Annotated in this window: 14 protein-coding genes; 11 read left to right on the plus strand and 3 right to left on the minus strand. The window is 67.4% G+C overall.

The features are described from left to right. The first annotated feature begins 90 nt into the window (after nt 1-90). From pulA to JOE41_RS09210, 5 genes are all read left to right on the plus strand, one after another. Nucleotides 91-3,168 carry a pullulanase-type alpha-1,6-glucosidase gene (gene pulA, locus JOE41_RS09190; RefSeq protein WP_209752150.1) on the plus strand — a complete coding sequence of 1,026 codons (3,078 nt, stop codon included), beginning with the start codon at nt 91-93 and terminating at the stop codon, nt 3,166-3,168. 21 nt (nt 3,169-3,189) lie between these two features. Then, nucleotides 3,190-3,840, plus strand: a complete 651-nt coding sequence (locus tag JOE41_RS09195; RefSeq protein WP_209752151.1) for a nucleoside/nucleotide kinase family protein — start codon at nt 3,190-3,192, stop codon at nt 3,838-3,840. A 175-nt stretch (nt 3,841-4,015) separates the two neighbouring features. Further along, entirely contained in the window at nt 4,016-6,214 is a 2,199-nt protein-coding gene (locus tag JOE41_RS09200; protein WP_209752152.1) for a bifunctional diguanylate cyclase/phosphodiesterase, read from the plus strand. Nucleotides 6,215-6,294: 80 nt separating this feature from the next. After that, the gene (locus JOE41_RS09205) at nt 6,295-7,314 is read left to right on the plus strand and encodes an aldo/keto reductase (protein ID WP_209752153.1); all 1,020 of its coding nucleotides are present in this window, start codon (nt 6,295-6,297) and stop codon (nt 7,312-7,314) included. Nucleotides 7,315-7,335: 21 nt separating this feature from the next. Continuing rightward, nucleotides 7,336-7,986, plus strand: a complete 651-nt coding sequence (locus JOE41_RS09210; RefSeq protein WP_209752154.1) for an MBL fold metallo-hydrolase — start codon at nt 7,336-7,338, stop codon at nt 7,984-7,986. 122 nt (nt 7,987-8,108) lie between these two features. Here the strand turns inward: JOE41_RS09210 and JOE41_RS09215 are convergent, their stop codons facing one another. Beyond that, a complete protein-coding gene (locus JOE41_RS09215) occupies nt 8,109-10,016 on the minus strand; it encodes a DEAD/DEAH box helicase (RefSeq protein ID WP_011693597.1) in 1,908 nt (635 codons plus the stop codon). 821 nt (nt 10,017-10,837) lie between these two features. On the opposite strand from JOE41_RS09215, the gene cycA reads away from it, so the two are divergent. Next, on the plus strand, nt 10,838-12,346 hold the full coding sequence (cycA, locus tag JOE41_RS09220) for a D-serine/D-alanine/glycine transporter (protein ID WP_011693598.1): 1,509 nt from the start codon (nt 10,838-10,840) through the stop codon (nt 12,344-12,346). Here cycA and JOE41_RS09225 read toward each other — a convergent pair. Then, nucleotides 12,343-13,764, minus strand: coding sequence for an MFS transporter (locus JOE41_RS09225; protein ID WP_209752155.1), 1,422 nt, complete (start codon nt 13,762-13,764; stop codon nt 12,343-12,345). The two genes, cycA and JOE41_RS09225, sit on opposite strands and share 4 nt — an antisense overlap. 83 nt (nt 13,765-13,847) lie before the next feature. Continuing rightward, on the minus strand, nt 13,848-14,879 hold the full coding sequence (locus tag JOE41_RS09230) for an Lrp/AsnC family transcriptional regulator (RefSeq protein ID WP_209752156.1): 1,032 nt from the start codon (nt 14,877-14,879) through the stop codon (nt 13,848-13,850). A 142-nt stretch (nt 14,880-15,021) separates the two neighbouring features. Between JOE41_RS09230 and JOE41_RS09235 the strand changes: the two genes are divergently transcribed. The 5 genes from JOE41_RS09235 to JOE41_RS09255 all read left to right on the plus strand — a co-directional run bounded on the left by JOE41_RS09235 (nt 15,022) and on the right by JOE41_RS09255 (nt 20,873). Then, on the plus strand, nt 15,022-16,245 hold the full coding sequence (locus tag JOE41_RS09235; protein ID WP_209752157.1) for a M20 family metallopeptidase: 1,224 nt from the start codon (nt 15,022-15,024) through the stop codon (nt 16,243-16,245). Nucleotides 16,246-16,271: 26 nt separating this feature from the next. Continuing rightward, a complete protein-coding gene (locus JOE41_RS09240) occupies nt 16,272-17,564 on the plus strand; it encodes an MFS transporter (protein ID WP_209752158.1) in 1,293 nt (430 codons plus the stop codon). Nucleotides 17,565-17,655: 91 nt separating this feature from the next. Then, nucleotides 17,656-17,994, plus strand: coding sequence for a hypothetical protein (locus JOE41_RS09245; protein WP_011693603.1), 339 nt, complete (start codon nt 17,656-17,658; stop codon nt 17,992-17,994). Between the two features lie 39 nt (nt 17,995-18,033). Then, a complete protein-coding gene (locus JOE41_RS09250; RefSeq protein ID WP_209752159.1) occupies nt 18,034-19,341 on the plus strand; it encodes an MFS transporter in 1,308 nt (435 codons plus the stop codon). A 341-nt stretch (nt 19,342-19,682) separates the two neighbouring features. After that, entirely contained in the window at nt 19,683-20,873 is a 1,191-nt protein-coding gene (locus JOE41_RS09255; protein WP_209752160.1) for an ABC transporter substrate-binding protein, read from the plus strand. Nucleotides 20,874-20,896 lie beyond the last annotated feature (23 nt).

Genomic DNA, 20,896 nt, shown 5'->3' on the forward strand with positions numbered 1-20,896 from the left:
GTTGACGTGCGTCACAACGGCTACCTAGGCTCATCGGTATCCCCGCTCACCGCTGATGCCGTTCTGGGGCATTGCCAAGGAAGGTCTCCCATGATTCGCCACTCCCGCCTGCCCGGGTCCCCGCCCGTCCTCAACAGGAAACTCCTGGCTGCGCTGGCCGCAGCCTGCGTCACTCCCCTCACCCTGGGCGGCCTCGCCCTCCCCGCCTTTGCGGACCACACTGCCACTCCGGGGACGGTGGCCCTCGTCGGATCGCTGCAGTCCGAAATCGGCTGCCCGGGCGACTGGCAGCCGGAGTGCCCCGCCAGCAGGCTGCTGCCGGTCGAGGGATCCGCAACTCTGTTCCGGGCCACCTTCGATGTCCCGGCCGGCACCTACGCCATGAAAGTCGCCCTCAACAATTCATGGGACGAGAACTACGGCGCAGGCGGGGCGGCCGGCGGGGGCGACATCGTGCTCAACGCGCCGGGAGGACCGGTGACCTTCACGTACGACCACGCCAGCCACAGCCTCACGGACGACGTGCCGGACGCGCTGGGAGCCGACGCCGGGGCGCACTGGCTGACGGCGGACACCATCGCCTGGAAGGCCCCCGCAGCCGAGGGCACGACCTACCGGCTCTACAGCGCCCCCGACGGCGGCCTGGCGGTTGCCGACGGACAGGTCACCGGCGGTTCCGCCCTTCCCCTCGAGCTCGATGCCCAAGGGTTGGATGCAGGCCTTGCGGCAAAGTATCCGCACGTGGCGGGCCTCGCCTCGCTGCGGCTGACGGAAGCCGGCTCACACCAGGCCAAGGAACTGCTCAAGGGCCAGCTGCTGGTGGCCGCGATCGGCCCGGACGGCAAAGTCACAGCCACTACCGGGATCCAGGTTCCCGGCGTCCTGGACTCGCTGTACCCCGGAGCGGCAGAGCGGGAACTTGGACTGGCCTGGAAGGGCAAGCGACCGGAGCTTTCGCTGTGGGCCCCCACGGCCCGCAGCGTCGCTGTCCGCACCTACGCCTCCGGCTCCGGCGGCGAACCCGTCGCCACCACGGCCATGAAACCGGGCAAGGACGGCGTATGGTCCATTACCGGGGACAAGGACTGGAACGGTGGCTACTACCTGTACGAAGTGGAGGTGTTCGTTCCGGAAACCGGCAAGGTCGAGCGGAACCTTGTCACCGACCCCTACAGCGTTGGCCTCTCCGCCAACTCCGAGCGCAGCCTCTTCGTGGATCTGGATGACAAGTCCCTGGCACCGTCCGGCTGGGCCAAACTCCAGAAGCCCGCGCTCAGCAAGCCGGAGGACCTTTCCGTCTACGAGCTGCACGTGCGTGACTTTTCCATCACCGACGACTCCGTTCCGGCCGGGCACCGCGGCACCTACAAGGCGTTTACGGACACCGGCAGCAACGGCATGAGGCGCATGCAGGAACTGGTGGACGCCGGGATGAACGCGGTCCACCTGCTGCCCGTCAACGACATCGGCACCATCGAGGAGCATCGCAGCGAGCAGCGCGAGCCGCTCTGTGACCTCGCAGCCCTTCCCGCCGACTCAGAGGAACAACAGGCCTGCGTGGCTGGGACGGCAGCCAAGGACGGTTTCAACTGGGGCTACGATCCCCTGCACTACACAACACCCGAAGGCTCCTACTCCACCAACCCGGACGGAGCCACCAGGATCACGGAGTTCCGTGAAATGGTGGCCGCCCTCAACACCACCGGCGCGCGGGTCATCCAGGACGTCGTCTACAACCACACCTCCAGCGCAGGCCAGTCCGGAAGCAACAACCTCGATCGGATTGTCCCGGGCTACTACCACCGCCTGAACGCCGTCACCGGTTCCCTGGAGACGTCCACGTGCTGCGCCAACACGGCCACCGAGAACGCCATGATGGGCAAGCTCATGGTCGACTCGCTGGTGACGCTGGCCAGGACCTACAAACTGGACGGGTTCCGTTTCGACCTCATGGGGCACCACTCAAAGCAGAACATGCTGGACGTCAGGGCTGCCCTGGACAAGCTGACCCTGCACAGGGACGGCGTGGACGGCAAGAACATCGCCCTGTACGGCGAGGGCTGGAACTTCGGCGAGGTGGCCAACAATGCCAGGTTCGTGCAGGCCACCCAGGCGAACATGGCCGGAACCGGCATCGGGACGTTCAACGACCGCCTGCGCGACGCCGTCCGCGGCGGGGGCCCGTTCGACCCCGATCCGCGCGTCCAGGGTTTCGCTTCCGGATTGTTCACGGATCCCAACGATTCCCCGGCCAACGGCACACCCGAACAGCAGAAGGCCGCCCTCCTCCTCGCACAGGACCTGGTGAAGGTGGGCCTGACCGGCAACCTGAAGGACTACTCCTTCATTGACCGCACCGGCGCCGCCGTCAAGGGTTCGGACGTACCGTACAACGGCGCCCCGGCGGGGTACACCAGCGATCCCCAGGAGGCCATCACCTACGTGGAGGCCCACGACAACGAGACGTTGTTCGACGCCCTGGCCCTGAAACTGCCACAGGATACGCCCATGGCCGACCGCACCCGGATGCAGACCCTTGCGCTCAGCACCACGGCCTTCGGCCAGGGCATCTCCTTCTGGCATGCCGGAGGCGAATCGCTGCGCAGCAAGTCCCTGGACCGCAACAGCTACGATTCCGGCGACTGGTTCAACGTCCTGGACCACACGGACGCCACCAATGGATTCGGCCGCGGCCTGCCGCCCAAGGCTGACAACGAGGACAAGTACGGCTACATACGCCCGTTGCTGGCAGATCCGGCCCAGAAGCCGGCTTCCGCGGACATCACGCAAGCCCGTCAACGGGCCGAGGAACTGCTGCGCATCCGCAAGAGCACGCCGTTGTTCCACCTGGGCGATGCCGGACTGGTCCAGCAGAAGGTCTCCTTCCCGGCGGGCGGCCCGGAACAAACCCCGGGCGTTGTGGTGATGCGCATTGACGATTCGGTCGGGACGGACGTGGACCCGAACCTCCGCGGGCTGGTGGTGGTGTTCAATGCCTCGGATGAGGCCACGAGCCAAACCCTGTCCGGCACGGTGGGTTCCGTCTACGCCCTGCACCCGGTGCAGGCCGGGGGCGTCGATTCCGTGGTCAAGGCGGCCGGATATGATGCGCAGTCGGGGACCTTCAGCGTCCCCGCCCGCACGGTGGCGGTGTTCCAGGCCAGGTAACGGCGAATTAGGCTGGTGGCCATGGCATCTATCCAGCCGGACGCGCTCCGGCATCCGGAGCTGAGGGCGGCCGTGGCGGACCTGCGCGGCCGCCTGGCGTCCGGGAACCGGACGCTGCTCGGCATCACGGGCTCGCCGGGATCCGGCAAATCGACGTTTGCGGCTGCCCTGCACACCCTCTTCGGCCCGGACCTGGCCGTGGTGGTGCCGATGGACGGCTTCCATCTGGGCAACGCGATCATCGACGGCACGCCGCTGCGGCAGCGCAAAGGGGCAATCGACACGTTCGACGCCGGCGGTTACCTCTCACTGCTGCGGCGGCTCGCCCGGCGGGATGAGCCGGTGGTCTACGCGCCGGATTTCCGCCGGGAGATCGACGAGCCCGTGGCAGCCTCCATCGGCGTTCCGGCCTCGGTGCCGCTGGTGATCACCGAAGGGAACTACCTGCTGGCGGACCACCCGGTGTGGCGGCAGGTCCGGGCGCAGCTGGACCAGGTCTGGTTCATGGACACTCCCCCGGACCTGCGGCTCGAGCGGCTGGTGGACAGGCATGTGCACTTTGGCATGGACCGGCCTGCTGCGGAGCTATGGGCCGGCGGCTCCGACGAAGCCAACGCGCGGCTGATCGAATCCACCCGTGCTGCCGCGGACCGGATCATTCCCTGGTCCTAGGGTTCCCCGTTCGTTCACCGCCGGCCGGACCGGGGTTCCCGAAGTCTTATTTCAGCGGCAAACGGTCCAAGGCAGTGCAGCCCTGTTAGCCTGCTCCTAGGATCACCGGACCATCATTGGGTCTCAGCCGGTGGCTGGGTCCCCCGTGGCTCCTGGACGCAGAGGACAACAGCACATGGATGCGCAAGCGCCGGACAACGCTTCAGGACCAGCGGCCACGCCCCGGGACCCCGCAACCGGGCCTGCCGCGTCCGGGCGCACGTGGAGCCTGCGGCGCGAATGGTCCAGGGCGTTCCTGCTGATGCTCGCCGCACTGCTGATCGGCGCCGTGGTCACGATCGTGGGTGTGCGCGGCCTGATGGACCAGGTGCAGGAAACGTCCGGCCGGTTGCAGCTCGAGCTCGAAAAAGTAGAGACCCTCCGGTCGGCACTCGACAGCCACGAGCAATTGGGGCATCAGTTGCTCTCGAGTGCCCCCGTGGACCGCTCCGTTTTCCTCCGGCAGCAGGAGGAGATAACCCGCGTCTTCGAGGACGTCGCCGCCGTCCTGCCGGCTGAGACAGAAGTGCGGGAAACGATTGCCGCGGCCCGGCAGTCGTGGGAGGAGGCCTTGGCGGAACACGGCCTGTGGGGCAGCGGGGTGCTTTCACTCCGGGGCAGCCACGTGGAGGAGACCCCTGCATTGGCCGCCTCCAGCGCAGGAATCCGCAGCAAGCTGGCGGACATCCGGCGCTACTCCCTGGCGGAAATGGACAAGGGACTCGCGCACAGCGCCGAACTCGAGCGGTTCCTGGTTGTCGCGCGCAGCTTCCTGTTCGTGGTGGCAGTGGGCGCTACGGTCTACTTCCGCCGCAGGATGGTCAAGGACCTCATGCGCCCGGTAGGGAGCCTGCACCAGGGTGTCCGCAAGCTGCAGGCAGGCAACTACAACCACCGCATCGAGGTCTTCCGCCGCGACGAACTCGGCGAACTGGCGGAGGCATTCAACGGCATGGCCGCCGCCGTCCACAGCAGCCATGAGGCCCTTACCCACCGGGCGACGCACGACCCCCTCACCGGCCTGGCAAATCGGGCGGCCCTGATGGAACGCCTCACGGCATCCTTTGGGGCCGGAAGCACCCGCAGGAACCGGAACGAGGGGCTGCTGTTCATCGACATCGACGACTTCAAGGAGGTCAACGATTCGCTGGGACATGAGCGGGGTGATGCCCTGCTCATCCAGCTGGCCGCCCGCCTCAAGGGCTGCGTCCGCTCCGACGACGTGGTTGCCCGGCTCGGCGGAGACGAGTTCGCGATCGTTGTGATGGACGACGACGCCGGCTCGGTCACCGCCTGGATCGCCGATCGGATCCACCGGGCGTTGCGCGCACCGTTCTTCGTCGGCGACGACCGGCTGACCGTCACGGCCAGCATGGGCGCGGCACAACGGCGTCCGGAAACCACAGACGCTGCCGAGCTGCTGCGGCAGGCGGACTTCGCGATGTATCTGGCCAAACACGGCGGAAAGGCACGTTTCCAGCTTTTCGACGCCGAGGGCTACGACCATATGACGTACCGCGCCGCCCTCAAACGGGACTTGGCCTCCGCCGTGCCCGCCGGCCAGCTCCGCCTCGAGTACCAGCCCGTTGCCGATCTGAACAGCGGAGCCATCCTCGGCGTCGAGGCTCTGGTGCGCTGGGAGCACCCCACGCTGGGGCTGCTTGCGCCGTCGGAGTTCATTCCGCTCGCCGAGGAGACGGGCGACATCGACGCCGTCGGCTGCTGGGTGCTGGACAACGCGAGCCGCCAGGCGGCCAGCTGGCGGAAATCCCTGCCGCACTGCGGAGACCTCTGGATTGCCATCAACCTCTCCACCATCCAGCTGCCCAACCCGCGGAACCTGGTCGCCATCACGCGCATCCTTGCCGACCCCGCGGCACAGGCGGAAAAGGTGGTACTCGAAGTCACCGAAACAGCCCTTGCTGGCAGCACGGACGGCGGCATCGCCGCACTCAAGGCCCTGAAGGAGACCGGTGTGCGCGTGGCTATCGACGACTTCGGGACGGGATATTCCTCGCTGAGCTCCTTGGCGGTGCTGCCGGCGGACATCCTCAAGATTGACCGTTCGTTCCTTGGACGGCAATCGTCCGAGGCGCAATCGGCGGCGATGCTCGAAGGCATCCTGGGGCTGGCCCGCATGCTCTCCCTCGACGTGATCGCCGAAGGGGTGGAGGAGCCCGGACAGCTGGACCTTCTCCGCGCCCTGGATTGCCCGATGGGCCAGGGCTACTTCCTGGCCCGCCCGGGTTCCGCCGAGGCGATCGAGACGCTCCTGGCTTCGGGTGCCCGCCTTCAGCCCCGCCCGGCAGCACTCGAGCAGGCCGTCGATTCATAAGGAATACTGGCCTTGCCGCAGGAGTTCTTGGCTAGGACGGCACTTCCCGGAACACGCACAGCAGCGAATTGGAGACCCTTATGGCACCGGCACCCGCACCATTAGTCCACCTCGGCGACGGATTGAACGTCAGCCCCCTGGGGTTCGGCGGCATGGCCCTGACCCCGGTCTACGGCGAAGTGGACGAGGCCGAGGCCCTGCGGACCCTGCACCATGCGGTGGATGCGGGCGTCAGCTTTATCGACACTGCGGACATCTACGGCGGCGGCAGCAATGAGGAACTGATTTCCCGGTTGCTCAAGGAGCGCCGGGACGAAGTACAGCTGGCCACCAAGTTCGGGCTGGTGGGCACCCCGTCCACCGGCTACACGGACATCCGGGGCGACGCCGCCTATGTGCGGGAGGCGGTGGAAGCCAGCCTCCGCCGCCTGGGCACCGACACCATTGACCTGTACTACATGCACCGCCGCGACCTCCGCGTTCCGATTGTGGAAACCGTGGAGGCCATGGCGGCGATGGTGCAGCAAGGCAAGGTGCGGCACCTCGGCCTGTCGGAAGTGACGGCCGAGGAACTGCGGGAAGCCAGCAGCGTCCACCCGATCGCGGCGGTCCAGAGCGAGTGGTCCATCTGGAGCCGCGATGTGGAACGCCACGTTGTTCCCGCGGCGGCCGCACTTGGGGTGGGTTTCGTGCCGTATTCACCGCTGGGCCGGGGATTCCTCACCGGCACAGTGGACGCTTCGAAGCTCGGGAGCGGCGACTTCCGCCGCAACATCCCCCGCTTCGCCGCTGACGCGGCGGATGCCAACCGGGGAGTGGTGGCCGCGGTTCAGGCCGTCGCAGCCGAGCTCACCGTCGCCGGCGAGCCGGCGACTCCGGCACAAGTGGCCCTGGCCTGGCTGTTTGCCCAGGGCAAAAAGCTTGGCCTGCCTGTGGTTCCCATCCCCGGCACGCGCAAGGCGGAACGGATCGACGAGAACCTGGGTGCGCTGTCGCTCAACTTCACCAGTGCACAACTGGAGAAGCTCGATGCCGCCGCGGACGCCGTCGTCGGCTCCCGCTCGGCGGACCCCAAGTGGGTGTCCCAGGGCCGCGAATAGGGTTTCCGTAGACTGAGGCCCATGGATTCCCTCATTCACGACCTGCGTGACATCACCATCCGCCGGATTTCGGTCAGCGAGATGGACAACAACGTTTATCTGCTCACCAGCAAGGCTTCCGGTGCCCAGCTCCTGATCGATGCGGCCGATGATCTGGCCGCCATCCAAGGGCTGCTTGCGGAGGCCGCCGCGGATACCCCCGCGACGCCGAAGCTGGCGCTGATTGCCACCACCCACCAGCACTGGGACCATGTCCGTGCGCTGCCGGGCCTGGTGGCAGCCACCGGGGTGAAGACGGCGGCCGGGACGGATGACGCCCCGGAACTGCCGGTACCGGTGGACGTCCTGCTGGACCACGGAGACGTGGGCAACTTCGACGGTTTCGACGTGACGGCAGTGCACCTTCGGGGGCACACGCCGGGGTCGGTGGCGCTGGTGTACCAGGACCCGGAGGGGCCTGTGCACATCTTCTCCGGCGATTCACTGTTCCCGGGAGGCGTGGGCAACACCCAGAAGGATCCGGAGCGGTTCAACCAGCTGATCAGCGATGTGAGCGAGCGGCTGTTTGACGTGTACCCGGATGACGCGTTGGTGCATCCGGGCCACGGCAAACCCACTACCCTCGGCGCGGAACGCCCGCACCTGGAGGAGTGGCGCGCCCGCGGCTGGTAGCTTTCAGGCTGGCGCTGCGCTTCGTGATCTACGCTGCGCTAAATGCCGGTCGCTGCGGATATACCCGCAGCGACCGGCATTTAGCGTGTCGCCCGCTACTTTAGGTAGCGAAAACGCGAACTCTAGCGGCTGCGGCGTTCGTTCGAGGCCGGAGCCGACGCGCGGCGGGGGCCGCCGCTGCGTGCCGGACGGCCTTCGCCGGAGCGGCCGTTGCCGCCGCCTGCGTAGGATCCGCCCGAGGTTCCGCCCGTGTTGGAAGACCAGACTGCAGCGTTACCGCCGGCCGAGCCGGACTTGCTGCCGGCAGCGGCGCGCTGGCCCGTTGCCGGACGTCCGCTGCGCTGGCCGCCCGTTGCTCCGCCAGTGCGGGGAGCGCCACCGGTGCGGGGAGCACCACTTCGCGGTGCACTGGTGCGGGTTGCGCCGCCGCGGGCGTCGCCACGGCCGTCGGTTGTACGTGCGTCAGACCCGCGGCCGGCCGATGCACGGCCGCCTGCTGCGGGAACGTCGTTGTGGTGCGAGTAAGCAGTGGCACGGCCGCGGCCGCGGGCATTGCGGCGCTCGGCGCGCTCGGCGTCGGCACGGTCCTGGTTCTTTTCCGCCACGCGCTCAGCGGCGTTGCGGGCAGCGGCCTGGCCTTCATAGGCCACGGCACGTCGCTCGGAACGCGGAAGATCGGTGCGCGGAGCCTCTGCTCCGACGCGACCGCGTCCGCCACGTCCACCGCGGCCACCCGCGGTGGGTGCAGCCTGCGTGGTGCGGCGTGCGCGCTTGCGCTCCGCGTTTGCACCGGTGGAGGTGCCGCCGCCCTGGTTGGACTTGGCAGCCAGAAGTGCGGCGCGGGTGCGCGGGTCGATCTTGTCCGCCATTTCGCCCACCAGTTCTGCAACCAGCGGGGAGTTGGCGGTGACGCGCTCGAAGTTGACCTCGACGCCGGCAGCCTTCATGAGCTTCTTGACGTCGGACTGCTGCTCCGGGAGGGTCAGCGTGACCACGGTGCCGTCGGAACCTGCGCGGGCCGTACGGCCTGAGCGGTGCAGGTATGCCTTGTGCTCTGTGGGCGGGTCAACGTGGATCACCAGTTCGACATCGTCCACGTGGACGCCGCGGGCTGCGACGTCGGTGGCCACCAGGACGCGGACGTCGCCGGAGGAGAACTCGGCGAGGTTGCGGTCACGGGCGTTCTGCGACAGGTTGCCGTGCAGGTCGACGGCGGGGATGCCGGCGTCGGTCAGGGTCTTGGCAAGCTTGCGGGCGTGGTGCTTCGTGCGCATGAAGAGCACGCGGCGGCCGGCACCGGAGGCGAGTTCGACGATCAGCTGCTTCTTTACGGTCTGGTCGTTGACGACGAGCACGTGGTGTTCCATGGTGGTGACCGCGGCCTGCGGATCGTCCACGGAGTGGGTCAGCGGGTTGGACAGGTAGCGCTGGACGATCTTGTCCACGCCGTTGTCCAGCGTGGCGGAGAACAGGAGCCGCTGGCCCTGGCTCGGGGTCATGTCCATGAGCTTCTTGACCACCGGCAGGAAGCCGAGGTCGGCCATGTGGTCGGCCTCGTCGAGCACGGTGACCTCGACAGCTTCGAGGGTCAGGATGCGCTGGCGGATCAGGTCCTCCAGGCGGCCCGGGCAGGCGATGACGATGTCAACGCCGGCGCGCAGCGCCTTCTCCTGGCGCGCCTGGGAGATGCCGCCGTAGATAACGGTGGTGTTCAGGCCCATGGCCTTGGCCATCGGCTCGATGGTGGCGTTGATCTGGGTGGCCAGCTCGCGGGTCGGCGCAAGGACCAGGCCCATTGGGCGGCCGGGCTTGCGGAAGTGCTTGGCTTCCCGCTCAGCGAGTCGTGCTACAAGCGGGATGGCGAAGGCGATGGTCTTGCCGGAGCCGGTGCGGCCGCGGCCCAGGACGTCGCGTCCGGCCAGGGTGTCCGGGAGGGTCTTGACCTGGATGGGGAACGGCTCGGTGATTCCCTGTGCGGTGAGGGTGTCGGCAAGTTCTTTGGGCGTGCCGAGGCCAGCAAAAGTAGTCATGTGTTTCAAAGGTCTTTCAGGCGGTATCCGTGCGGATATCGGCCCCCGGCGCCGGTTGGCCCAGGGGTTCGCCGAAGAAAAGTCAGGTGATCAACCGGGCTGCTGCAAACCTTGCGGTAGCGGCGGCCGGGACCAAATAGAACGCGTTCATCGACGCAGGATGTGCCTCTCACATGAAAAAAACCCACTCCCTGCCGGACAAATCCTTCGGGGGATCCGGTTGATGAACCGAATCAAAGTGGGCATCACTGCACATCAAGTTCCACCAGTCTAGCATCCGCACGCCGGGGTTCCCTGCGCGGACCGTCCGCCGGCACCTTGAACCCCGGTCCGTCACCGTGGACGTGCAGGTGGCCGCGATCTCGGGTCCCCAGCCGACACACCGGTAGCCGGCGCCCGCAACGTACCACTGCCGATCATCGTTACGTCCAACAACGGACTACAGTTGATGCCCTGAGGCTCGACGTTTGTCGAGGTGCAGGCAACACGGACTGCGGCTGGTCCGCCGTCCTTGGAGACGAGGACAGGGAGGCTCCGCCATGGCCGCCCAGCCCGGCACCAAGCGGGGGCACGCCCTTTCCCGTCCGAGGAACCGACGAACAATCGGGGCCGGCCGCCGTCGGCATTCCGGCGTCCCGCCCGCCAGCACCGGTTGCCCCGCCGCGGAGGAGGGGCCCCCGCCCGCCCCCTAGTCTTAATCCACACCCCCAACTGTTACCTCCGTCACATCTGTGGCGGCTCCGTGCGGACGGCGGCGGTGCAACCTGCCGACGGCAGGCCGCCTGCGGCGCGTTCCGCCTGAGACAAGGAAAGAAGCACTGATGTCTGAACGCACCACCACGGTTGCCAGGAACACTGCAACGGAAACCGCCCGCGGAGGCCACAGCCAGGAGCCGCACCTCGCCCGGGCACTGGGCAACCGCCACATCCAGCTGCTGGCCATTGGCGGCGCCATAGGCACCGGCCTGTTCATGGGCTCCGGCAAGACCATCTCCCTTGCCGGCCCGTCCGTCATATTCGTCTACATGATCATCGGCTCCATGCTGTTCTTCGTGATGCGGGCCATGGGCGAAATCCTGCTCTCCAACCTGAACTACAAATCCTTCAGCGACTTCGCCGGCGACCTCCTGGGCCCGTGGGCCGGGTTCTTCACGGGCTGGTCCTACTGGTTCTTCTGGGTTGTCACCGGTGTGGCGGACATCGTGGCAATTGCCGGCTACGTGGACAAGCTGGCACCCGGAACCCCGCTGTGGATCCCCGCGCTCATCACCCCCGTCGTGCTGATCCTGTTGAACCTCCCGACGGTCAAGGCCTTCGGTGAAGCCGAGTTCTGGTTCGCGATCATCAAGGTGGTTGCCATCCTGGCGCTGATCGGCACCGGCATCGTCATGATCGCGACGCACTTCACCTCGCCCAACGGCGCAGTGGCAAGCCTCGCCAACATCTGGAACGACGGCGGCATGTTCCCGCACGGCATGTTCGGCTTCATCCTCGGCTTCCAGATCGCCATCTTCGCCTTCGCCGGCATCGAACTGGTGGGCACCGCGGCAGCTGAAACCAAGGACCCGGAGAAGAACCTTCCGCGGGCCATCAACTCCATCCCGATCCGCGTCCTGCTCTTCTACGTGGGCGCCCTGGTGGTCATCATGGCGGTCAACCCGTGGCGGACCATCGACGCCGCCAGCAGCCCGTTCATCGGCATGTTCACCCTGGCCGGCCTGGGAATCGCGGCAGTGGTCATCAACCTGGTGGTCCTCACCTCCGCGGCTTCCAGCGCCAACTCCGGCATCTACTCCACGTCCCGCATGGTCTACGGCCTGGCCCAGGACGGCAACGCCCCGAAGGCTTTCGGCAAGCTGAGCATCCGCAAGGTTCCGCAGAACGCCCTGCTGTTCTCCTGCATCTTCCTGCTCGCCGGACTGGTGCTGCTCTACTCGGGCGACTCCGTCATCGGCGCGTTCACCGTGGTCACCTCGGTGGCATCCGTGCTCACGATGTTCGTCTGGTCTATGATCCTGGTCAGCTACATTGTGTTCCGCCGCCGCCGGCCAGCACTCCACGCCGCGTCCGCCTTCAAGATGCCCGGCGGCTCCTTTATGCCGTACGTGGTGCTGGCATTCTTTGTGTTCATGCTTGTGGCGCTTGCCCAGGCCGAGGACACCCGGCTTGCCCTGGTGGTGGCTCCCCTCTGGTTCCTGATCCTCGGCGCGGCTTGGCATTTCAACCGCAAGACGCCGCTGCAGCAGGCCCGGATCGAAGAGTGGAAGGCTGAGTCTGCGTCAGATAAGGCCGCTGCCGGACGCACAACGGCCGGCTCGCTAGCCAGCTAGGACTTTTTCCGCGCCGCCACCCGCGGCGCAACAACAACGGCGACGACGGCGATGGCGGCCGTGAGGGCGAAGACTCCGGCGAAGGAGCCGCCCGAAACCCCGCCCGCCGTCGTCGTTGCCGTTAACGCCGTGAACACGATCCCGGTGGTGGCCAGGGCCAAAGCTCCGCCGAGGGAGTCGGCAATGGACATGGCCGAACTGTTGAACCCCTCGGTGTCGGGCGTGGACATGGCCAGGGTCATCACGCTCAGGCGCGGATACATCAGTCCCATGCCGCCGCCGGCGGAAATCCAGCCGGCAATCGCGACGGCGGCCGGCCAGCCCAGGACGGTGGTCACCAGGGCGAGGGCCACGGCGGCGAGCACCATCACCGACCCGATCTTCATGGCACGGACGTTGCTGAGCTTGGCGCCCAGGCGGCCCTGGACTGCGGACGCCCCGGCCCACGCAAGGGCGCCGCCGGTGAGGGTCAGACCGGCGAACGTCGGGGAAAAGGAGTACCGCTCCACCAGCAGGTACGGAAGGTAGACCTCTGCCCCAAAGAACGCGGCCGAAACGAGGCCCCGGGCCAGGATCACGCTCGGCAGCCCCCGTCTGCCAAGCAGGGTGCCGCGGGGCACCAGCGGGCGCACCGCCACCAGTGCAATCACGACGGCGGCCGCCGCCAGGTATCCTCCGGCCCCCGGCACCTGCGCGGACAGGTTCAGCCCCAGGACGGCCAGCGCCGCAAGGACTGCCCACGCGAGCCGGCCGTAGGACCACCGCCCCGGGTCCGAGCTGCCCTCCGGGACGCCTCGGAGTCCGCGCAGCGCGGGCACGATCATCAGGAGCGCCGGAACCACCAGTCCCACCACGCCCAGAAACACCCAGTGCCAGCTGGCCGCCTGGGCCACGATTCCGGCCGCGAAGGGTCCGACCAGGGAAGGAATGACCCATGCCGCGGAAAACGCGGCGAAAATCTTCGGGTGCAGCAGGGGCGGATAAACGCGCGCCACCACAACGTACAGCGCTACGGTCATGGCGCCGCCGCCCAGGCCCTGCACCAGCCGCCCGGCCACCAGGGCCGCCATGCTTCCGGCCGTTCCGGCGATCAGCAGCCCCAGAACGAACAGGGCAACAGAGGCGTACAGCGGACCCACCGGTCCGCGGCGGTCGGACCAGTTGCCGGCCGCCACCATGCCGATCACCCCGGTGGCGAGCGGTCCGGCGAAGGCCAGGGCGTACAAGGCGGCGCCGTCCAGTTCGCGGCTGACCAGCGGCATGATGGTGGTCACGGCGAGGGACTCGAAGGCGGCCAGGAACACCAGGGCGCATGCGCCGGCCGTCACCAGCAGGTAGTGGCGGTGCAGGATTCCGGCCTTCTCTGGGGCCTCGGCGGGGGCGCTTCGTTGCACGGTGGTGGCCTGATCAGTAGACATGGATGGTGCCTGCCATTAAACACCCCGGGGCCGTGGTGCGCCGGTAGGGGATCACCCGGCCGGCGCCGCCGCTCCCCGCGCGGCTAGGCCTCCAGGCCCAGGCCGGCGGACGGAACAACGGCTCCGGTGGCGGTCGAATCCGGGTTAAGCATCCAGCCCACCCGCTTGGCGGCACTCAGGACCACCACACTTTCCGCCAGTTCGATCCCGGGAATCCGCTGCTGGAGGGCCAGTTCGGCATTCATCACTTCGGCCAGTGATTGCAGCCACATGATGATCACAAAGTTGGTCCGGCCGGTGGTGGACGCGGCAAGCCGGACATTGCGCAAACCGCGAAGTTCCGCAGCGGCGGCCTCGTGCCGGCCGGGCGGCACATTGGCGAACCATTGGCACGTGACCGGGTAGCCGGAGTACTTCTGCGCGATTTCGCAGCGGAAGGACAGCAACTGGCTGGACAGCACCCGGTTCAGCTGCCGCTGGACGGTGGCCGGATTGCGGCGCAGGCTGCGGGCGATCTCAGCCGCCGTTGCCCTCCCGTCCTGCGCGAGGAACGGAATCAGGTCCAGGTGGCTCCGGGGCAGCGGGGCAGCCGTGCCGGCTGGCGGAACGTTGCCGGCGGCCTCGGGTCCGGCGAGCGCGTTGAGGGCGTTCTGCTGCGCCTTGCTCAGGACGTTGAGCCGCCAGGCGTAGCCACCTACGTGAAGCCGGGTGCAAAGGGAGGTCCGGTATTTGAGCAGGCCCGGGATTTCCTTGAACTGCGGCACCACCGACTCGCTGAAGTGGCCCAGGGTGGGAGTGATGACCGTCAGCATCAGGTCGCGGTTGCTGGCAGCTTCCTCCACCGTGACCACCTCCGGGATGGCCGCGAGCGCCGCGGTGACGTCAGCGCGCTGCCGCATTTCGCAGTCCACGTCCACCAGCGCCAGGCACATCTGCTTCGGGTCGCCGATCAGGTGGGCTGTTGTCCACGCGACGCCGGCTGTCCGCAGCCGGTCCCAGCGGGCCGCCAGGGTGGTGGCATGCACCCCCAGGATGCCGGCGGCATCGGACCAGCTGACACGTGGTGCGATTTGCAGCGCATTGATCAGTTCAAGATCGTCTTCGCTGACGTTCATCTGCCGTCACCCTCTCACATGCGCGAATCCTGCAAGATCAATCTTACTTTTGATTTTTTCGAGCTATTTCCGTAATTGTGAACCAGCTCACTCCAGAATGGACGCAGGTCACTTACCAATCGTTCGGGAAGTAGGAGAACATATGTCGATCACCGTCGATGCCAAGGAACTGCAGGACGAAATTGCCCGGTTCCGCCACGAACTCCATCGGGAGCCGGAGATCGGTCTGAACCTCCCCCGGACCCAGGAGAAGGTACTCAAGGCCCTGGACGGCCTGCCGTATGAAATCACCCTTGGGGAGAGCACGACGTCGGTCACCGCGGTCCTGCGCGGCGGCGCAGCGCACGCTTCGGCCCGGAAACCGGCGGTCCTGCTCCGCGCGGACATGGACGGCCTGCCCGTCCAGGAACGCACCGGCGTCGACTTCACCTCACGAGTCGACGGCGCCATGCACGCCTGCGGCCACGACCTCCACACCTCCATGCTGGCCGGCGCCGCCCGGCTCCTGGCCGATCGCCGGGATCAGCTGGCCGGCGATGTTGTCCTGATGTTCCAGCCGGGTGAGGAAGGCTTCGACGGCGCCTCTCACATGATCCGTGAAGGCGTCCTGGACGCTGCCGGCCACCGAGTGGATGCCGCTTACGCCATGCACGTGTTCTCCGCCCTGGAACCGTACGCCCAGTTCTGCACCAAGCCCGGCGTCATCCTGAGCGCCTCGGACGGACTTTTCGTCACCGTCCTGGGTGCCGGCGGCCACGGCTCCGCACCGCACTCCGCTAAGGACCCGGTGACGGCCGTGGCCGAGATGGTGACCGCGCTGCAGGTGATGATCACGCGCCAGTTCAACATGTTTGATCCCGTGGTCCTCACAGTGGGCCTCCTGCAGGCAGGCACCAAGCGCAACGTCATCCCGGAATCCGCGCGCTTCGAAGCCACCATCCGCACGTTCTCGGAGGCATCCCGGGAACGGATGATGACGGCCGTTCCCATGCTCCTCAAGGGCATCGCCGCCGCCCACGGACTGGAGGTGGATGTGGAATACCGCTCCGAGTATCCGCTCAGCGTCACGGACGAGGACGAGACGAACACTGCCGAAAGGACCATCCAGGAGCTGTTCGGAGAGTCGCGCCTTACCCGCTGGGCGACCCCGCTCAGCGGTTCGGAGGACTTCTCCCGGGTGATGGCGGAGGTGCCCGGAACCTTTATCGGGCTCAGCGCCGTTGCACCGGGTGCGGACCACACGTCCACCCCTTTCAACCATTCCCCCTACGCCACCTTTGACGACGGCGTCCTCTCCGACGGAGCAGCGCTCTACGCGGAGCTCGCTGTTTCCCGCATCGCGGCCCTTGCGGCTGCCGGCAACTGACCTTCCCACCACTTTTGGAGCACCATATGACTTCCACCGTAGGCATGCCAGCCGAGGTCCAGGTTCACAAGTCCCACCTGCGGACCCTCATCGGCACCGGCATCGGCAACGCCGTTGAATGGTACGACTGGGCGATCTACGCCACGTTCTCGCCATTCATCGCCAGCGCACTGTTCAGCAAAGCGGATCCGACGTCGGCCTTCCTGGCCACCCTGGCGATCTTCGCCGTCGGCTTCGTGGCCCGTCCGTTCGGCGGCTTCGTGTTCGGCTGGATCGGTGACCGGATCGGCCGCAAGACGTCCATGACATTCGCCGTCGGTCTGGCGGCGCTCGGCAGCCTGCTGATCGGTGTCGCCCCCACCTTCGAAGCTGTTGGCGCCTTTGCGTCAGTGATGCTGCTGGTGGCCCGCCTGATCCAGGGCCTGGCCCACGGCGGCGAGCTGCCGTCGTCGCAGACCTACCTCTCCGAAATGGCGCCCAAGGAAAAGCGGGGCTTCTGGGCCACGCTCATCTACACCTCCGGTACCGCCGGCATCCTGGCCGGGACCCTGCTCGGCGCCATCCTGTCCAACGTCCTCGGCCAGGCCGACATGAACGCATGGGGGTGGCGCATCCCGTTCCTGATCGGCGGCGCCCTGGGCGTTTACGCCCTGGTGATGCGCGCCAGGATGAAGGAGACTGCTGCCTTCGAGTCCGAAACTCCCACCGAGAAGCATGAGCCGATGTGGCCGCAGATCTGGCGGCACCGCAAGCAGGCCCTGCAGGTCATCGGCCTGACCGTCGGCCTCACCGTGAGCTACTACATCTGGGGCGTCGTGGCGCCGAGCTACGCCGCAACCACACTGAGGATGGACCGCGGCGAAGCCCTCTGGGCCGGCGTGATCGCCAACGTCGTCTTCATCGCCGCCCTGCCGTTTTGGGGCAAACTGTCCGACCGGATCGGCCGCAAACCGGTCCTGGTCATGGGCTCCGCCGGCGCCGCCCTGCTGCACTTCCCCATGACCTGGCTCTTGAAGGACTCCCCCTGGCAGCTGGCCGTCACAATGTCCGTGATGCTGTTCTTCATCGCAGCCAGCGCCGCCATCGTTCCGGCGGTGTATGCCGAGCTCTTCCCCACCAGGATCCGCACTGTCGGCGTCGGTGTCCCGTACTCCATCTGCGTCGCTGTCTTTGGCGGCACGGCCCCCTACCTGCAGACCTGGCTTGGCACCATCGGACAGGCCAACCTGTTCAACGTCTACGCCGTGCTCCTGCTGCTGGTCGGCATCGCGTTTGTCTTCACGATCCCGGAGACCAAGGGCAAGGATCTGACGCACTAGGGTTGCCCGAAGCGTCACAGGCCGGGTACGCACACCGGAGCCCCAGCAGGATCTGCGTACAATCGACCGACAGACATCTATTAAGGGAACCATGAAGAAACTCACCACGGCCCTGCTTGCCGCCGGGCTCATCATCTCCGCTTCCGCTTGCTCCGCGCCGGTACAACTGACCACCGCTGAGACCTGCGACCGGCTCAAGATCGTTGTGACGGACCCCAGCGCCAACGCCGGCAAAACCGGAATGGTCATCCTCGGCAACAAGCTCCGCCCGCTCGTGGGAGGGGCCTCGGACGAGATGAAGCCCGCCGTGCAGGCCATCCTGGACTACGCGGACGAGAACGCCAAGGAAAACCCCGACGCTGACAAGGTGGCTGAGCTGCAGGCGGGGTACCAGAAGGCCGGCGCGACCTTCGGGCAGCTCTGCAACTAAAGTTCCGCGACTAAGGGGCTCGAACCCTTAAGGATCAGCATGAACGCAGAGGAACGGCCGGAAAGCCGGGAGCTGGACGAGGCAACACCGGGCCACGCCGCCACCCCGGTCCAGGCCGCCCCGCACGATCGCAGCCTGCAACGCCGCGTGGTCTCCGTCCTGGTCGGCGGCCAGATCCTCGGCGGCATCGGCATGGGCGCGACGCTTTCCCTGGGTTCCCTGCTGGCTGCCCAGCTCTCCGGATCCAACGCGTGGTCCGGAATGGCCGCCACGATGAGCACCCTCGGCGCTGCCCTCGCTGCTGTCCCCCTGGCCAGGCTTGCCCAAGCCCGGGGGCGCCGGGTCTCCCTGTCCACGGGCGCCCTCATTGCCGGGGCCGGGGCCATCGTGGCCATCACCTCAACCGCACTTACGGTCTTTCCGCTGCTCCTGCTGGGCCTCATGCTCCTCGGAGCGGGCTCCGCCGTGAACCTGCAGGCACGTTTCGCTGCGACCGATCTTTCGCTCCCCGGGTCGCGCGGCCGGGATCTCTCCATCGTGGTCTGGTCCACAACAATCGGAGCCGTTCTGGGCCCGAACCTTTTCGGCCCCGGCGAGGTGGTGGGCGCCGCGCTCGGCCTGCCACCGCTGACTGGCGCTTTCGCGTTCTCCGTGGCCGCCCAGCTTGCCACCGCCGTCGTCTATGCAACCGGCCTGCGGCCGGACCCGCTTCTCACCGCGATGGCCTCCCGCGTCCCCGATCTCACAGCCCCCCGGCCCCAGAGCGGCCTGCGGATCCTGCGGAGCAACGCCAAGGCGCGGTACGCGGTGGCCGCCGTCGCCCTCAGCCACGCCACCATGGTGGCGCTCATGTCCATGACGCCCGTCCACCTGCGCGACCACGGGGCCAGCCTCACAGTGGTGGGCCTGACGATCAGCCTCCACATCGCCGGCATGTACGGGTTGTCCCCCGTCTTCGGCTGGATGGCGGACAAAGCGGGGCGGCTGCGCACCATCCTGCTGGGCCAGGCCATGCTGTTGTCCTCGCTGGTACTGGCCGGATTTGCGTCCGATTCGGGCCCGGCCGTGACCGCAAGTTTGATCCTGCTGGGGCTTGGCTGGTCCGCCTCGGTGGTTGCCGGGTCCGCGCTGGTGGCCGAATCGGCGCAGGTGCAGGACCGGCCGGCCATCCAGGGCGTTTCGGACCTGAGCATGAACGCGGCTGCGGCTACCGGCGGTGCGCTGGCCGGCCCGGTGCTGGCCGCCGTCGGCTATTCCGGGCTTGGTCTGATCTCCATCGCGCTGGTGGTCACCGTGATCATCTGGACTGCGCTGCAGCCGCGGTCCGGAGCCACCGGACTGAACTGACGACGACGGCGGCAGTTACCTCACGTGACGCTCCGTTACCTTCCGGACGCGCCACTCGGCCGCTCCGGGCTTCCCCGATGACGCTTTGAGTCACCGCGTGAACGCCGGTGAACGCGCGCGTCGCGGACCGTTGATAGTGCCGCGCGGCAAACCGTAATCTCGGTCCAAGCGCTGGCACCGGGGCACCGGGGACGCTCCACAAGAGCAGCAGGCCCCGCCACTGACCAACGATGGAGGGCGGCAGAGATGCCGCCTCGAGCCTCCGTCCCTTCGACCTCCATCCCCGACTGTTGTCCGGCGGCAGCCCTGTGCGGGCAGGCCGCATTCGTGAAGGAATCCCCATGTCATCGCATCAGAACCCAGAAGGATCCACCCGCATCGTGGCGGGCCAAGGCAGCAAAGTCCAAAACTCCGCAGCAAAGCGCAAACGCGCCCTCGGAATCGGCATCGCGGCCGGGCTCGTCGCCCTGATCGCCGGCGGCGCGGCAGTGGCGTCGAACCTCGCCCGCAGCACCGAATCACAGCCGGCCGCAGCAGCTGCCACCGGCACGCCTGCCGCGGAGTTGAAGCTTGGCTTCTTCGGCAACGTCACGCACGCCCCGGCGCTGGTGGGGGTGAAGGAAGGTTTCATTGCCGGGAGCCTGGGCGGGACGAAGCTGAGCACGCAGGTGTTCAATGCCGGTCCCGCCGCGATCGAGGCGCTGAACGCCGGCGCGATCGACGCCACGTATATCGGCCCGAACCCGGCGATCAACTCCTTCGTGAAGAGCCGGGGCGAGTCAGTGAGCATCATTGCCGGCGCCGCGGCGGGCGGCGCCCAGCTGGTGGTGAAGCCGGAGATCGGCTCGGCCGCGGATCTGAGGGGCAAGACCCTGTCTACGCCGCAGCTGGGCGGGACCCAGGACGTGGCGCTGCGCGCCTGGCTCGCCGGGCAGGGGTACAAGACGAACACGGACGGCAGCGGGGATGTGGCGATCAACCCGACCGAGAACGCGCAGACGCTGAAGCTGTTCCAGGACGGCAAGCTCGACGGCGCGTGGCTGCCGGAACCGTGGGCGTCCCGGCTGGTGCTGCAGGCCGGCGCGAAGGTCCTGGTGGACGAGAAGGATTTGTGGGACGGGTCGCTGACGGGCAAGCCGGGCGAGTTCCCCACCACCATCCTGGTCGTGAACAAGAAGTTCGCCGCTGACCACCCGGACACCGTCAAGGCCCTGCTGAAGGGCCACGCCGAGTCCGTGGCCTGGCTCAACTCCGCGGCCGCCGCCGAGAAGTCCACTGTCATCAATGCCGCCCTCAAGGAAGCGTCCGGCGCCGAGCTGAAAGCCGACGTCATTGAACGGTCCCTGAAGAACATCGTCTTCACCGTGGATCCGCTGGCCGGAACCTACAAAAAGCTGCTCGAGGACGGGGTGAAGGCCGGCACCACTAAGCAGGCGGACATCACCGGCATCTTCGACCTCACCGCCCTGAACAGCGTCACCGCCGAAACAGGCGGCAGCAAGGTCTCCGCCGCCGGACTCGGCACGGACTGAGACGCCGACGCCGCAAGGGCTGA

Origin of the sequence: Arthrobacter sp. PvP103 (assembly GCF_017833075.1) — a bacterium.
In the GTDB taxonomy this organism is placed as follows: Bacteria; Actinomycetota; Actinomycetes; order Actinomycetales; family Micrococcaceae; genus Arthrobacter.